Below are 15,177 nucleotides of genomic sequence, written 5' to 3' on the forward strand. Positions count from 1 at the left end.
CCCGCCATGCGTGCAAAGAAAGAGCATATCCTCAAGATCGTCATCACCGTCATCATGGTGCTGCTGGGTATCTGCTGCATCTATCCCTTCGTCTTCATGCTGTCGTCGTCCTTCAAACCCAGCGGCGACGTCCTGTCCACCCCGCTGCAGATCATCCCCAAGAACTTCACCCTGATGAACTTCAAGACCCTGTTCAAGAACGAGTTCTACGATTTCTTCCGCTGGTTCGGCAACACCGTTGTCATGACCGGCCTGACCCTGATCCTCAAGTTTTTCATCATCACCATCACGGCCTACGGCTTCGCCAAAATCAAGTTCCCCGGCCGTGACGCCATCTTCCTGGTGCTGCTGGCCGGTCTGATGATCCCCAGCGACATCATGATCATGCCCCGGTACATCATCTTCAAGGAACTGCACATCCTGAACACCATGTGGTCCCTGATCCTGCCCGCGGCGGTGGACGTCTACTTTGTGTTCCTGCTGCGCCAGGCCTTTGTGGCGGTGCCCGAGGCCCTGAGCGAGGCCGCCCGCATCGACGGATGCAACCACTTCACCATCTATCGCCGGATCATCCTGCCCCTGTGCATGCCTCAGGTGGCCACCATGCTGCTGTTCAGCTTTGTCTGGAGCTGGAACGACTACATGAGCCCCTACCTGTACATTTCCGACATCAACAAGCAGATGATCTCGGTCGGTATCAAACTGCTGGCCTCCGGCCTGGCCCAGGACTACGGCGCCCAGATGGCCGGCGCCACCCTGGTTCTGGTGCCCGTCATCATTGCCTTCTTCCTGTGCCAGAAGTACTTCGTCGAGGGCATCACCGCCGGCGCCGTCAAGGGTTAAGTCGAGGAGTCGAGAAAAATGAAAGACCGCGCGCTTTTGCCTGAGGCCGGGCAGTTTTACAAGGCCAATCTTCACTGTCATACCGTCCTGTCGGACGGACGCTGGACCAAAGAGCAGGTGAAGGCAGAGTATCAGAAGCGGGGCTATTCGGTGGTTGCGTTCACCGACCACCGCCATTATGGCTGGCATCCCGAGCTGATGGATGAGACCTTCATCCCGCTGGCGGCCTATGAGGCCGACCTGAATGAGCCGTTCCCGCCGTCGGGAGACTTTCAGCGGGTGCGGACCTATCACCTGAACTTCTACGATACCCACCCCGAAACCCGCACCGGCTTTGAGGCCCAGCAGCCGCCCCAGCGCTATGGCGACCTGGCGGCCCTGAACGAGTTCCTGGCCGGGAAGGAAGCGGAAGGCTTCCTGTGCTGCTACAACCACCCCTACTGGTCGCTGCAGAACTGGCAGGACTATAAGGATCTGGACCACGTGTTCGCCATGGAGATCTACAACCACGGCTGCGAGCTGGACGGCCTGTACGGCTATGCGCCCCAGGCCTACGATGAGATGCTGCGGACCGGCCGGCGGCTGTTCTGCCTGTCCACCGACGACAACCACAACGTCTATGAGCCGGGGGACCCCCGGTGCGACGCCTTCGGCGGGTTCACCATGCTCAAGCTGCCCCGCCTGGGCTATGCCGAGGTGATCGAGGCCCTGCGGCAGGGGAACTTCTACGCCTCCACCGGCCCGGAAATCCATCACCTGGTGATCCGGAACGGCGCGCTGGAAGTGTCCTGCAGCCCGGTGGAGAAGATTTATGTGGTGACCAGCGGCCGCCGCTGCCTGATGGAACTGGCGGCCCCGGGCCAGACCCTGACCGGGGCGGCATTCCCCCTGCGGGGCGATGAGGAGTACATCCGGGTGGAATGCCGGGATGCCTCGGGCCGCCGCGCCTATTCCAACGCCTATTGGCTGGACGACTGAGAGGAGCTTTTGAGGATGGACCGGATGGATCTCTTTGCATCGGCCCTGCGGTCCGCCGCAGAGCAGGTGAAGTGCAACATCACCCAGTTTGGGGAGGATTTCCCGCTGCCCTGCACCGAAAACGGGGTGTACCCCGTGGGCATCAATACCGACTGGACCCCCGGCCTGTTCACCGGCCAGTGCTGGCTGGCCTATGAGGCCACCGGGGACGACCGCTTCCGGGCGGCGGCCCTGCGCCAGGTGGACAGCTTTGCCCGGCGGCTGGCAGTGGGGGAGAACCTGGATCACCATGACCTGGGCTTCCTCTACACCCCCTCCTGCGTGGCCGCCTGGCAGCTGACCGGCAGCGAAACCGGCCGCCAGGCCGCCCTGGAGGCAGCCCAGCGGCTGACCAAACGGTTCCAGCCGGTGGGCCAGTTCATCCAGGCCTGGGGCCGCTGCGGCGACCCGGCGGAATACCGCCTCATCATCGACTGCCTGATGAATATGCCCCTGCTGTGGTGGGCGGGCCGCGAGACGGGAGATGACCGCTATACCGGGATGGCCCGGACCCATACTGCCACCGCCGCCCGGACCCTGTTCCGCCCCGATGGCTCCACCAGCCACACCTGCTATATGGACCCCGAGACCGGCGCGCCGGTGCGGGCCATGACCGCCCAGGGCTATAAGGCCGACAGCGCCTGGGCCCGGGGCCAGGCCTGGGGCATCCTGGGCATGGCGCTGGCCTACCGCTTCACCGGCGAGGCAGAGTATCTGGACCGGTTCCGGGCCTGCGCCCGGTTCTTCCTCCAGCGCCTGCCGGAGGACGGCGTACCCTATTGGGATCTGGTCTTTACCCAGGGGGAGGAGCCCCGGGATTCCTCGGCGGCCGCCATTGCGGCCTGCGGCATCTATAAGGCCCTGCCCCATCTGACCCCGGAGGAACAGGCAGAACTGGGGGAGGCGGCAGACCGCCTGCTGCTGGCTTTGGCCCGGCACTGTGCCGCCGGCGCATCCCGCCCGGGCGGCGGCGTGCTGCTCCACGGCGTCTACTGCAAGTCCAGCCCCTACAATACCGTCAAGGATTACGGCATTGACGAGGCCAACCTCTGGGGCGACTACTTCTACATGGAGGCCCTGACCCGGCGGACCCGCGGCTGGCAGCCGTATTGGGCATGAGGAAGGGGACCTTTGCCCGCCTGGAAACCAGACAGCAGGGCCGGCGTCTGTTCCTGCTCAGCTGGACGGCCTATGCGGCTGCTTATGTGGGCCGGTACAACTATTCCGCCGTCATGGCGGCCATCACTGCCGAGGGAGTTCTCAGCCTCCCGGCGGCGGGGGCTGTGTCCACCGGATATTTTGTCTGCTACGCCGTGGGGCAGGTGCTCTGCGGTCTGCTGAGCCAGAGGGTTTCGCCCTTTGGGATGATTCCGGCGGGACTGCTGCTTTCGGCGGGATGCAATATGGGAATGGGCATGGCTCCGGCTGGGGCCATGCCCATCTTGTGGGCGGCCAACGGTTTGTTTCAGGCCATGGTCTGGCCGCCCATCGTCCGGCTGTTCGCTGAATGTATGCCCCTGGTGCAGCAAGACCAGGCCTGCGTCTCCATCAACTCCACCACCCCGGCGGGAACCCTGGCGGCCTATGCCCTCAGCGCGGCGGCCATGGCCCTGGCTGGATGGCGGATGGCGTTCTGGGGATGCGGCGCGGTGATGCTGGCGGCTGCGGTGCTGTGGATGCTGGGCACGCCCTCTCTGCGCCGGGCGGTTCAGTCCGGTCCGGCCGCAGCCCCCGTCCCGGCGGCGGAAAAAGAGCCCTCGGGGGTTCGGCTGCTGCCTGTCCTTGCGGGGGCCGGACTGATGGGCCTGATTCTGCCCGCCATGCTCCACGGCGGCCTCAAGGACGGGGTCACCAGCTGGGTCCCCAGCATGATCCAGAGCAATTTCGGGGTGGGCCCCGCCTTTGCGGCGGCCGTTTCGATGGCATTGCCTCTGGTGAACCTCACCGGAGCCTATGGCGCCGGCTGGCTGGACCGCTGCGTCTTCCGCAACGAGGTGAAAACCTCGGCGGCTCTGTTCGCCGGGGCGCTGGTCTGCCTGCTGGCTCTGCCGGCGGCGGTAAAATACAGCCTGCCTCTGTCGGTGGCGCTGCTGGCGGCCACCACCGCCCTGATGCTGGGCATCAATACTATGTTTATCAACGTCATGCCGGTGCGGGCGGGCCGCCGCGCAGGGGCCGCATTCCTGTCCGGCAGTCTCAATGCCATCACCTACCTGGGGGCGGCCATTGCCACATGGGGGATCGGCGCAGCGGCCCAGGGTTTTGGCTGGGGCGCCGTGCTGGCCCTGTGGGCGGTGATGGCGGGGACGGCCCTGGCCGTCTGCCTGCTGCTTGCCCGCCGCTGGGGCCGGTTTGCCCTGGCCTGTGAGACCGAAAGGGGAGAACGCGTATGATCCTATGGGCTGAAAACGAGACCGCCGCCACGGCGCGGGCGGTGCGGAACCTTTGCCCCGGCGCCGCCGCGGCAGCCATTGCCCGGGCGGATGAAATCTGCCGGCGGGAGTTTCTGTTTCAGGATCACTGGGAGATGGAACCCACCTGCCAGCCGGTCCGCTTTCCCGATGGGATGGTGTGGGACGCCGTCCCCGCAGGGGACCCCGAGTGGACCTATGCCCTCAACCGCCACACCATCTTTGTGAATCTGGGCAAGGCCTGGCTGTATACCGGCCGGCCCCTTTACCGGGATACCTTTGTGTTTTTGCTAGAGGACTGGCTGCGGCAGGTGCCCCACACCCCCGCCAGCGAGTCCACCACCTGGCGTGCCCTGGAGGCGGGCCTGCGGCCGGAGAACTGGCTGCGCGCCTTCTGCCTGTTCCGGGGAGCTGTTCCCGAGAGCCTGCGGGCTCAGGCCGACGAGAGCCTGGCCCGCCACGGGGCGTATCTGGCATCGGCCCATGGACCGTTTCAGAAACTGAGCAACTGGGGGGCCATCCAGGCCCACGGCCTGTTCCTGATCGGCCTGTGGCTGGGCCGCAAGGACTGGCAGCAGCTGGCTCTGGATCGTCTGGCGGAAAATCTCCGCCGCGCCGTCCTGCCCGACGGCGTCCAGTGGGAACAGAGCCCCATGTATCACTGTGAGGTGCTCCATACCGTTCTGGACACCCTGCTGCTGGCAAAACAGAACGATATCCCCACGCCGCCCATCCTGGAAGAAAAGGCCCGGGCCATGTGCCGGGCTCTGGCGGTGTGGGCCGCTCCCGATCGCACCATCCTGCCCCAGGGGGACAGCGACGTCATCGACGCCGGGGACCTGCTGGCGGCGGGCGCCCTGCTGTGGGAGGACCCCCTGCTGGCAGCGGCGGCCCGGGGCCCCTTGTGTGAGGAAACCCTGTGGGACTTCGGCCCCGACGCCGCCGCGCGGCTGGCCGCCCGGCCGGCCGCCTGGCCCGAATGCCCCTCCCAGAAGCTGGAAGCCAGCGGCAACTATATGCTGCGCAGCGGCTGGCAGCCGGAGGATACCTTCATCCATCTGCGGGCCGGACGCCTGGGCGGCGGCCACGGCCATGGAGATTTGCTGCATCTGGACGTGTGGCATGGGGGCGAGGCGGTGCTGGTGGACCCCGGCCGCCTGACCTATGTGGATGGCCCCCGGTGCCAGGCGCTGAAGAGCCCCGCCGCCCACAATACCCTCCGGCTGGATGAAACCGACTTCACCCAGTACCGCGCCACCTGGGAGTGGGAGAACATCGCCCAGCCCCTGCCGGCCCGGGCCCATTTTGACCCGGCGGCGGATTACCTGTTCGCAGGGCATGGGGGATACCTGTCCCGGGGAGCTTTGGTGGAACGGCGTCTGGTCTTTCTCAAGCCGGACCTTCTGGTGGGGGCGGATCTCATCCGCAGCGCAGGCGGCCACCAGGCGGAAGCTTACTTCCACTTCGGACAGGGAACCCTGACCCTCAATCCGCGCAGTGTTTTCTGGAAGGGCAGCCGCACCTGTGCCCAGCTCCACTGGCTCAGCGGCCAGACGGGCTGTGCCTTTGAATCCCCCCGCGCCCCGGTGTACAACACCCTCTGCACCGGGCCGTCCCTCCGGCTGACGGCCTCCACCAGCGGCACAACGGCGCTGGTGTGGGTGCTGAGCCTGGGCGGCCCCTGCGACGCCCGGCTTGTGCCGGTGACCGACGGGGCAGGGAAGCCCATTGCCTCCCGCCTGGCCCAGGGAGTCCGGGTGGACAAAGACGGTCAGAGCCGGACGGTACTGTTCAGCTGGCAGGCAGGCCCCCACGAGGCGGGACTGCTGTGCGCCGACGGCTGCACAGGCTATGGAACGGTTCTCGCCTTTACCCCCCAGTGCCCCGAAGGGCTGTATCTGGACTGACTTGAACGACAACGGAAAGGATTATGTTATGATGGACGAAAAACGCACCGGCCGGGTCACCATACCCACCGATCTGGACGCCGTACCCGAGACCCTGACCCTGATGCAGCGCTGGGGTGCCGACGCCATCCGGGACTGTGACGGCACCGAGTTCCCCGAGGCCCTGCGCAATACCGGGGCCAAGGTGTACGCCACCTACTACACCACCCGCAAGGACAACGCATGGGCCAAGGCCAACCCCGACGAGATCCAGCAGTGCTATATCATGACCCCCTTCTTCACCGCCGACGGTGAGGGCGCGCTGCAGATTCCCCTGATGAAGGGGATCAGCCGGGAGCTGCTGCAGGTCAACGACCGGGACGACATCGCCCGCTGGTGGGAAGTCATGGACCGCACCACCGGCCAGCCCCTGCCCGCCGGCGCATGGAGCTATGACGCGGACAAGGAAGCGGTGGTGATTTCCGCCCCCGCCGCCTATCATGAGTATACCGTCAGCTTCCTGGCCTACCTGATCTGGGACCCCGTCCATATGTACAATTCGGTCATCAACGGCTGGACCGATGTGGAGCACCAGATCCCCTTTGACGTCCGCCAGCCCAAGACCCATCAGTATACCCTGGAGCGCCTGCGCCGCTTCCTAGAGAGCCATCCCTATGTGGACGTGGTGCGGTTCACCACCTTCTTCCACCTGTTCACCCTGGTGTTCGATGAGCTGCGCCGGGAAAAATACGTGGACTGGTACGGCTATTCCGCTTCGGTCAGCCCCTATATCCTGGAACAGTTTGAGAAGGAAGTGGGCTACAAATTCCGCCCCGAGTACATCATCGACCAGGGCTATTACAACAACCAGTACCGCGTCCCCAGCAAAGAGTTCAAGGACTTCCAGGCCTTCCAGCAGCGGGAGGTCAACCGTCTGGTGCGGGAGATGACCGACATCGTCCACGAATACGGCAAGGAAGCCATGATGTTCCTGGGAGACCACTGGATCGGCACCGAACCCTTCGGCCCGGTCTTTGCCCAGTCGGGCGTGGACGCCATCGTGGGCAGCGTGGGCAATGGCTCCACCCTGCGGCTGATTTCGGATATTCCCGGCGTCAAGTACACCGAGGGCCGGTTCCTGCCTTATTTCTTCCCCGATACCTTCCATGAGGGGGGCGACCCCATCCGGGAGGCCAAGGAGAACTGGGTCACCGCCCGCCGCGCCATCCTGCGCAAGCCCATCGACCGCGTCCACCAGCTGACCGAGCTGTGCACCCGCTACGGGGAACTGTTCTGTGTCTGGATGGACGGAGCCTGCGGCGAGGGCCCCAACGGCAAACGGCAGGTCTACGACTGGCCCCGGTACTATGAGACGGTGCGCCGGCTCCAGCCGGGCGCAGTGCTCAGCGTGTGCGGGCCGGATGTCCGATGGTGCGGCAACGAGGCGGGACACTGCCGCCCCAGCGAATGGAGCGTGGTGCCCGCCCAGCTGATGGATGCCGCCTATACCGCCGGCCGCTCCCAGCAGGCCGACGACGGTACTTTCTCCCGCCGGGTGAACCGGCAGGACGAGGACCTGGGCAGCCGGGACGTCATTGCCGCGGCCGGGGAACTGGCCTGGTACCCCGCCGAGGTGGATACCTCCGTCCGGCCGGGCTGGTTCTACCATCCCGAGGAGGACAGCCAGGTGCGCACCCCCGAGGAACTGCTGGACATCTACCTGGATGCGGTGGGGGGCAATGCGGCTTTGCTGCTGAATGTGCCGCCCGCCCCCAATGGGCGGATCGCCCCTCCCGACTGCGCCGCCCTGGCTGGGCTGGGCCGGAAGATTCAGAACCTGTTTGCGCTGGACCGCACCGGTCTGGGAGAGCTCAGCGCCCCGGGCAGTGCCGAAGGCAACCCGCTCGCCTGCGCCGCCGATGGCCGCAGCGATACCTGGTGGCAGAGTGCCCCCGGCGAAGGGCAGCCCACCCTGACCCTCACCTTTGCCCAGCCCCAGGAGATCTCCTGCGTGGTGCTGGGGGAGTACCTGCCCGCCGGCCAGCACATCGAGGCCGGTGAAATCCGGGCCGACGGCCGGACGGTGGCCGGCTTCACGGTGGTGGGCCACAAGCGGATCTGCCGCTTTGCGCCCGTCCGGGCGAAACAGGTGACCGTCTGTATCACAGCATCCCGGGCCGAACCCGCCCTGCGCCTGCTGGTGGTGTATCGGGAACAACAAGCCGAATAAACCCAAAACCAACGCCGGGGAACAATTTGTTCCCCGGCGTATTTGTATGCCGAAAACTCCCGCAGGGCGGACGGTTCAGAGACGGCAGAGCGTGAAAATATGCGCTGTTCGGTTTAAAAGTTCGTTTTTGCGCCCCGTCCGCTCCTCAGGGTCTGCGGCGTATATCCGCCCTTTGCCTCAAAACAACAGAAAGCGGCCCGGAACAGCGTTGGCTGAACCGGGCCGCTTTCTGCTTGGACTTTGAAGGAATAAGAAATAGGAATGAGAATGGGTATAGGAATGCAGGGACTGCCAGGCGGGGCAGGGTCAGGATTTGGCCTGGCGTTCTTTTTTGACGATGCGGAAGGTGTAGCTGCTCAGCAGGAAGCCCAGCACTGCAAAGACCGCCATCATGAAAAAGACCACGCGGTAGCCGGCCAGGCCGGGGATGCGGTCCAGGATGCCGCCGTAGACGGCATACATGAAGGCGCCCGGCAGGTAGCCGATGAAGGAGCCCAGGGACATGGCGGCGCCGGTGATTTCGCGGGGCACCTGGACCTCGTCCATGGGGGCGAAATAGATGGCGCGCATGCTGAACACCAGAGCGCCGATGCTCAGGGTGATGCTCATGCCCACCACCACGCCCAGCTGCTGGTGGGGCAGGAAGTTAAAGACCAGCAGGACGGCCGCCGTGATGAGGAAGACAATGCGCAGATACTTGATGGCGGAATGGGTGACCTTGTCCGCCACGAAGCCGCCCACCGGACCGCCCAGCATCTTCAGGCCGTACTGGTTGATGATGCCGTATACGCCCACCAGGGTCATGGGCAGGGCGTACACTTCCTCCAGGAAGGGGATAAAGTAGGTCAGGCCGCAGTAAACGCTGTAAACCATGAAAATGTTCAGGGAGACAAGCCAGATGTTGCGGTTTTTCAGGGCGCGGACCACGCCGTCCCAGGCTGCTTTGTTTTTGCTGGTGGCTTTTCCGTCCTGTGCGGTGGGGGCGGTGTCGGGCTCCAGCAGGAAATAGGAGATCACGCCGATGACGCCGGGGACCACGGCGTAGAACAGAATGGCCATCCGCAGGCCGAAGGCGTTGCTGCCAAAGGCGGCGAACACGCCCAGGGCGCAGAAGGCCACGATGGTGTCCATCAGGCCGCGGCCGGCCTCCATGATGCCGAACATGCGGCCCTGTTCGTCCTCGTTGCCCAGCAGGCGCACCGTTTTCAGCATGGTGGGCCAGTACAGCATGTCGGCGCAGACCGCCAGCAGGCAGTAGATCAGCAGAAATACCCCGTAGGAGGGGAAGGTGCTCAGCCACAGTCCGCACAGGCAGATGCCGAACAGGGACATGGGAATCATGATTTTCTTGGAGATGCGGTCGGTCAAATAGATGGACGCCAAAAAGCCAAAGGTGGAAATCAGGCCGGCGACGCTCATGGCGGTGCCGATCTGCATGTGGGTCAGCCCCATGAACTCCTGCATGGGGGCGTAGAAGGCGTCTTTCAAAAAGCCCAGTTTATAAATGGTGCCGGCGCCCAGCATCAGGGTGCCAAAAGATATCCATTTCTTTTTTGTATTGGATGAGGTCATCTGTTCCATCCGTCATGTCACTCCTTACCATTGTTCTTTGCACAGAGGTGTGAACGGCTCCGCAGCGACCTCATTATATCTGCGTTTCTGTGCGATTTCAAGTGGTTCGTTGCGATTTCGTGTGAATGTACAATTGCGAATGTGGGTTTTTGTGCGATATTTTGGGAAGGCTTGCGTTGAACTGTGTGGGATTCTGTGCTATACTGTGGATGTGAACGGAAATTCTGCGGCAAAGGAGTCTTGAAATATGCTGGCCGAACAAAGATACAGAGAGATCATGAACCTTCTGAGCAAGGAAGGCAGTGTCAAGAGCGGTACCATCCGCCAGAAGCTGGGCGTATCGGGCGAGACCGTCCGGCGCGACCTGGAGGCCATGGAGGACCAGGGCCTGCTGCGGCGGATTCATGGCGGGGCCATCTCGCTGGAGGACTCTGCTGCCAGCTCGCCGTATACCTCTTTTAAAAAGCGCGAAACACAGAACGCCGCTTTGAAGGAAGAGGTTGCGCAGCTGGCGGCGGACTATATCCGGGAAGGGGAGGCCATTGCCCTGGATTCCGGCACCACTTCGCTGGCGCTGGCCCGGGTCATCCGTCAGAGATTTCATAATCTGACGGTGGTGACCAATTCCCTGTCTGTCCTTCAGGAGCTGGGCACCGCTCCCGGCATTACGGTGGTGGTCACCGGCGGGGTTTACCGCCCGGACGAGGACGCGTTTTCCTCCGATTTTGCCACCTTGATCTTCTCCCGACTGAACGTCGACACATTTTTCCTCACCACCTGCGGTGTATCGGTGGAGCGGGGCATTACCTATCAGCGCATGGACGAGATCGTTGTGCAGGATAAGATGATGCAGGCTGCAGATCAAACGATCATCATTGCAGACAGTTCCAAGCTGGGGTCCAACTCCATGGTGAAAATGTGTGACATCGACCGCATTCGTATGATTATCACGGATTCAAAGGCCACGCCGGAGCAGATCGAACCTTTCCAGAAAGCTGGCATACCGGTCGTGGTACCTGAAGGCACCTGACAAAGGAGTAGTGACACTTTATGAATCGTCAACGCAAGCCGAGTGTTCTTCTGGTTTCGGTGGATGCACTGAAGCCCGAGTTTGTACTGGAGCAGCAGCGCCTGGGGGTCAACCTGCCCACCATGACGCGGTATTTCCTGGAAAATGGCATGGTGACCCGCAAGGGGGTCAAGAGTGTGTTTCCCACCTTTACCTATCCCTGTCACCAGAGTATTATCACGGGGACCCGGCCTGCAACCCATGGCATTGTCAACAACGGGATGTTTGACCCCACCGGCAAACACCTGGGCGCATGGCACTGGTTTGCCAACCGGAAGGTGAAAACCCTCTGGCAGGCTGCCAAGGAGGGCGGATACTGTTCCGCCAGCGTGGCGTTCCCCACCTCGGTGGGCGCCAAGGGGGACTACATTGCCCCGGAATTCTGGTGGGACGGCAGCGAGCTGGACAGCATTTTTATTGATATGGTGTCCTGCCCCCAGGGCCTTATCAGCGAGATGGAGGCCGATATCGGCCGCTATGCCGGCGGCCTGGACCTGAGCGACGGCGGCGACGCCCAGCGCGGCGCCGCAGCCCTGTGGATGCTGCAAAACAAGCTGGCTCCCTAGATCGACCAGAAGCCCTTCTTTCTGTCGGCCTACTTTGCCAGCTTTGACGAGAGCGCGCACCAGTACGGCGTCTACAGCCGGGAAGCGGCCCGCAGCCTGGAAAAGATCGACGCTATGCTGGGCCAGCTGATCGAGGAAGCCGAGCGCATCACCCAGGGCGACCTGGTGGTGTGCGTGGTGTCCGACCACGGCACCCTGGACAATCATTACAACATCAGCCCCAACGTTCTGCTGCATCAGGCCGGCCTGATTGAGCTGGACCCGGAGGGGAATGTGACCTCCTGGAAGGCCTGGAGCCAGCGCGCCGGCGGCACCGCCGAGGTGCGGATGGCGGACCCCCAGGACGAGGCAACCCGCCGGACCCTGGAGGGCATCATGAAGCGGCTGACGGAGGACCCCGACAGCGGCATTCTGGAAGTGGTGGACCGGGAGGGCGCCCGGGCCCGCGGCGGCTTCCCCGACGCGGAATACGTGCTGGTGGCCAAAAAGGGCTATGAGCTGCGGGACGATGTGACAGGGGACTACTGCCGCACCCGCCTGACCCAGAAGGCCCAGCACGGCTACAGCGAGAATTTCCCCGAGATGCGCGCCTCCTTCATGCTGTGGGGCAAGGGCGTGCGCCCCGGCAGCGACCCGGGCGAGTTTGAGCTGATCGACATCGCACCGACCCTGGCGGCTATGATGGGCGTCTCGCTGCCGGATGCGGAGGGCGTCAACCGTCTGGCCTGAAAGGGAGGGTCTGTTCCATGCAGCAAGTCCTTACCTATCTGGAGCTGAAGATCGGTGCGCTGGCGGATGCTCTCTGGGGCAACTGGCTGCTGTTTGTGCTGGTGGGCCTGGGCATCGTCTATACCGCCATCACCGGTTTTGTTCAGCTGCGGCGGCTTCCGTTTTTGCTGCGCGGGGTCCGCAGACAGCTGCGCCGCAAGTCCCGGCATGCGGGCGGCGGCTTTACCTCCCTGCAGATTCTGTATACGGCCATAGCCAGCTGCGTGGGCAGCGGCAATATCGTGGGCGTGTCCACAGCCATCCTGGCCGGCGGGCCGGGGGCCCTGTTCTGGATGTGGGCGGCTGCCTTTTTTGGGATGGCCACCAAATTCGGCGAGATCGTGCTGGGCATGTGCTGCCGCGGCACAGACAAGGACGGCGGCATCCTGGGCGGCCCCATGTATTACATCGCCGAGGCGTTTCATAAGCCCTGGCTGGGCGAGCTGGTGGCGGTGCTGCTGTTCATCCAGAACGCCTGCGCTACCCTGATTCAGTCCAATACCATCGCCAACGTGATCCAGTCGTCTTTCCATATCCCGGTCTGGACCGCGGGGATTCTGGTGGCTGTGCTGATGGTGCTGGTCATCAGCGGCGGGTTCCGCCGTCTGGTTCTGGTGGCGGAAAAGACCGTCCCCCTGATGGCCGGCCTGTATGTGGCCGGCGGCCTGGTGGTGCTGCTGGCCCATGCCCCGGAGATCCCGGCCATGTTCGCGGAGATTTTCCGCGGCGCCTTTTCGCTGCAGGCGGGGATGGGCGCCGCCGCCGGCATCACCATGCGGGAGGCCATGCGGTACGGCGTGGCCCGGGGCCTGTACTCCAATGAAGCCGGAGAAGGCTCGGCCGCCGTCATGCACGCAGGCGCCCAGGTGGATCATCCGGTGCGCCAGGGCCTGTATGGCATTGTGGAAGTGTTTGTGGACACCATGGTGATCTGCAGCACCACCGGTTTTGTGGTCCTCATCACCGGCGCATGGACCACCGGTACCGACGCGGCCAATCTGGCGGCGGAGGCCTTTGGGTCGGTGCTGCCGGGGATGCAGTATGTGGTGTCGGTCAGCCTGATCCTGTTCGCCCTCACCTCCCTGATGAGCCAGTGGTATTTTGGCCATGTGAGCCTGACCTACCTGAAAAAGCCCTCCGGGGCTGTGGTGTACCGGGTGCTGTTCCCGGTTCTGATCTTGCTGGGCAGCATGACCTCCATTGAACTGGTGTGGTCCATTCAGGACTGCGCCCTGGGTCTGCTGATTCTGCCCAATGTGGCGGCCCTGCTGTGGATGGCCCCCAGGGTGCGGGCCCTGACCAAAGAGTTTTTTGACCCCGCAAACGGATACTTGACCACCGAACATGAAGAAATAGAAGGAGCCAATTGAGATGGACAACCGTTTCCAGAAGTATATTGATGCCATTCCGGCGGTGGCGGATGCCGCCGCCCTGCGGGAGACCTTTTGGCTGAACGACTGGATGGTTCCGGCGGAGCGCCAGCAGATCACCGCAGTGACCCCCGCGCAGATCGAGGATGCGCGGGCCCGCCTGGAGCGCTTTGCGCCCTACATTGAGCGGGTCTTTCCCGAGACCGCCGAAAACCATGGCCTGATCGAGTCGGAGCTGGCCGAGATTCCCGCCATGAAGGACTACCTGAACAACCAGTTCGCCGCCCATATCACCGGCCGCCTCATGCTGAAAAAGGACAGCGACCTGCCCATCGCCGGCTCGGTCAAGGCCCGCGGCGGTATTTATGAAGTGCTGAAGCACGCCGAAGACCTGGCCTTTGAGGCCGGCATGCTCCACCCGGAGGATGATTACAGCATCCTGGCCGAGGAGCGGTTCCGCAGATTTTTCGGCCGTCATACCGTGCAGGTGGGCAGCACCGGCAACCTGGGCCTCAGCATCGGCATCATGAGCGCCAAGCTGGGCTTTAAGGTCATCGTCCATATGTCCGCCGACGCCAAGCAGTGGAAAAAGGACCTGCTGCGCAGCCGCGGCGTGACGGTGGTGGAGTATCAGGACGATTACTGTGCCGCCGTGGAGCAGGGCCGCAAAAATTCGGACCTGGACCCCATGAGCTACTTTGTGGACGATGAGAACTCGGTCAACCTGTTTATGGGCTATGCGGTGGCCGGCAAGCGCCTGGCCGCTCAGCTGGAAGCTCAGAACATTCCGGTGGACCAGGATCACCCCCTGTTTGTGTACATTCCCTGCGGCATCGGCGGCGCGCCGGGCGGCGTGACCTATGGCCTCAAGCAGGTGTTCGGGGACCATGTCCACTGCTTCTTCACCGAGCCCACCCAGGCCTGCTGCATGATGCTGGGGATGGCCACCGGCCTCCACGACGGCGTCTCGGTGCGGGACTTTGATATCAGCGGCAAAACCGATGCCGACGGCCTGGCCGTGGGCCGTCCCTCGGCGTTTGTGGGCCGGGTGGTGGAGCCCATGCTGTCCGGCATCGCCACCATCGACGACCACCGCCTGTATGACCTGATGCGGGCCCTGCTGGACACCGAAAATACCTTCATCGAGCCCAGCTCCTGCGCCGCCTTCGCCGCCCTGATCCGCCCGGCGGACCTGGAGACCTATATCCGCGCCCAGGGCCTGGAGGACAAGATGAGCCAGGCCACCCACATTGCGTGGGCCACCGGCGGCCGGATGGTCCCCCCGGAAATGCGCGAAGAATACCTGCACACCGGCCTGTAATTACCCTAGGGTGTATCTGAGAAGTCGGCTCATATGTGCAAAATGGAGAAAATGACAGCAGAAGCAGCAAGGAAAAGAAAAGCCTGAAAAGAATCCGCTCTCTTATCATAGCGGGTAGCGATCC

12 protein-coding genes are annotated in these 15,177 nt (G+C 63.5%); 11 read left to right on the forward strand and 1 reads right to left on the reverse strand.

Going from position 1 to position 15,177, the window contains the following annotated elements:
- Window positions 1-6: 6 nt before the first annotated feature.
- From B5E67_RS09775 to B5E67_RS15625, 6 genes are read left to right on the forward strand one after another with little or no spacing between them, the layout of a single operon-like run.
- On the forward strand, window positions 7-843 hold the full coding sequence (locus tag B5E67_RS09775) for a carbohydrate ABC transporter permease (protein ID WP_087385020.1): 837 nt from the start codon (window positions 7-9) through the stop codon (window positions 841-843).
- Window positions 844-861: 18 nt separating this feature from the next.
- Complete coding sequence (locus B5E67_RS09780) at window positions 862-1,821, forward strand: phosphoesterase (RefSeq protein ID WP_087385023.1); 960 nt, start codon at window positions 862-864, stop codon at window positions 1,819-1,821.
- 15 nt (window positions 1,822-1,836) lie between these two features.
- Entirely contained in the window at window positions 1,837-2,979 is a 1,143-nt protein-coding gene (locus B5E67_RS09785) for a glycoside hydrolase family 88 protein (RefSeq protein WP_087385026.1), read from the forward strand.
- Window positions 2,976-4,253 (forward strand): MFS transporter, encoded by a 1,278-nt coding sequence (locus B5E67_RS09790; RefSeq protein ID WP_143405410.1) that lies wholly within the window; start codon window positions 2,976-2,978, stop codon window positions 4,251-4,253. The genes B5E67_RS09785 and B5E67_RS09790 overlap by 4 nt, the downstream gene beginning before the upstream one ends.
- Window positions 4,250-6,178, forward strand: a complete 1,929-nt coding sequence (locus B5E67_RS09795) for a heparinase II/III family protein (RefSeq protein WP_087385030.1) — start codon at window positions 4,250-4,252, stop codon at window positions 6,176-6,178. Before B5E67_RS09790 ends, B5E67_RS09795 begins: the two co-directional genes overlap by 4 nt.
- Before the next feature lie 31 nt (window positions 6,179-6,209).
- A complete protein-coding gene (locus B5E67_RS15625; protein ID WP_242956921.1) occupies window positions 6,210-8,387 on the forward strand; it encodes a 1,3-beta-galactosyl-N-acetylhexosamine phosphorylase N-terminal domain-containing protein in 2,178 nt (725 codons plus the stop codon).
- A 306-nt stretch (window positions 8,388-8,693) separates the two neighbouring features.
- Here B5E67_RS15625 and B5E67_RS09805 read toward each other — a convergent pair whose 3' ends face one another.
- Complete coding sequence (locus B5E67_RS09805; RefSeq protein ID WP_204228814.1) at window positions 8,694-9,968, reverse strand: MFS transporter; 1,275 nt, start codon at window positions 9,966-9,968, stop codon at window positions 8,694-8,696.
- Window positions 9,969-10,206: 238 nt separating this feature from the next.
- Between B5E67_RS09805 and B5E67_RS09810 the strand changes: the two genes are divergently transcribed.
- From B5E67_RS09810 to B5E67_RS09825, 5 genes are read left to right on the forward strand one after another with little or no spacing between them, the layout of a single operon-like run.
- Window positions 10,207-10,989 (forward strand): DeoR/GlpR family DNA-binding transcription regulator, encoded by a 783-nt coding sequence (locus B5E67_RS09810; RefSeq protein WP_087246585.1) that lies wholly within the window; start codon window positions 10,207-10,209, stop codon window positions 10,987-10,989.
- A gap of 20 nt (window positions 10,990-11,009) precedes the next feature.
- On the forward strand, window positions 11,010-11,594 hold the full coding sequence (locus tag B5E67_RS15925; RefSeq protein ID WP_242956917.1) for an alkaline phosphatase family protein: 585 nt from the start codon (window positions 11,010-11,012) through the stop codon (window positions 11,592-11,594).
- Window positions 11,595-12,323 (forward strand): alkaline phosphatase family protein, encoded by a 729-nt coding sequence (locus B5E67_RS15930; RefSeq protein WP_275539315.1) that lies wholly within the window; start codon window positions 11,595-11,597, stop codon window positions 12,321-12,323.
- Window positions 12,324-12,340: 17 nt separating this feature from the next.
- Entirely contained in the window at window positions 12,341-13,732 is a 1,392-nt protein-coding gene (locus B5E67_RS09820; RefSeq protein WP_087385032.1) for an amino acid carrier protein, read from the forward strand.
- A gap of 1 nt (window position 13,733) precedes the next feature.
- Complete coding sequence (locus tag B5E67_RS09825; protein WP_087385034.1) at window positions 13,734-15,053, forward strand: D-serine ammonia-lyase; 1,320 nt, start codon at window positions 13,734-13,736, stop codon at window positions 15,051-15,053.
- Window positions 15,054-15,177: the final 124 nt, after the last annotated feature.

This window comes from Faecalibacterium sp. An122 (assembly GCF_002160895.1).
Classification (GTDB): Bacteria; Bacillota; Clostridia; order Oscillospirales; family Ruminococcaceae; genus Faecalibacterium.

Coding starts and splice junctions, on each gene's coding strand:
- B5E67_RS09775 (WP_087385020.1), top strand. CDS start 7: ATGCGTGCAAAGAAAGAGCATATCCTCAAGATCGTCATCACCGTCATC.
- B5E67_RS09780 (WP_087385023.1), top strand. CDS start 862: ATGAAAGACCGCGCGCTTTTGCCTGAGGCCGGGCAGTTTTACAAGGCC.
- B5E67_RS09785 (WP_087385026.1), top strand. CDS start 1,837: ATGGACCGGATGGATCTCTTTGCATCGGCCCTGCGGTCCGCCGCAGAG.
- B5E67_RS09790 (WP_143405410.1), top strand. CDS start 2,976: ATGAGGAAGGGGACCTTTGCCCGCCTGGAAACCAGACAGCAGGGCCGG.
- B5E67_RS09795 (WP_087385030.1), top strand. CDS start 4,250: ATGATCCTATGGGCTGAAAACGAGACCGCCGCCACGGCGCGGGCGGTG.
- B5E67_RS15625 (WP_242956921.1), top strand. CDS start 6,210: ATGGACGAAAAACGCACCGGCCGGGTCACCATACCCACCGATCTGGAC.
- B5E67_RS09805 (WP_204228814.1), bottom strand. CDS start 9,968: ATGGAACAGATGACCTCATCCAATACAAAAAAGAAATGGATATCTTTT.
- B5E67_RS09810 (WP_087246585.1), top strand. CDS start 10,207: ATGCTGGCCGAACAAAGATACAGAGAGATCATGAACCTTCTGAGCAAG.
- B5E67_RS15925 (WP_242956917.1), top strand. CDS start 11,010: ATGAATCGTCAACGCAAGCCGAGTGTTCTTCTGGTTTCGGTGGATGCA.
- B5E67_RS09820 (WP_087385032.1), top strand. CDS start 12,341: ATGCAGCAAGTCCTTACCTATCTGGAGCTGAAGATCGGTGCGCTGGCG.
- B5E67_RS09825 (WP_087385034.1), top strand. CDS start 13,734: ATGGACAACCGTTTCCAGAAGTATATTGATGCCATTCCGGCGGTGGCG.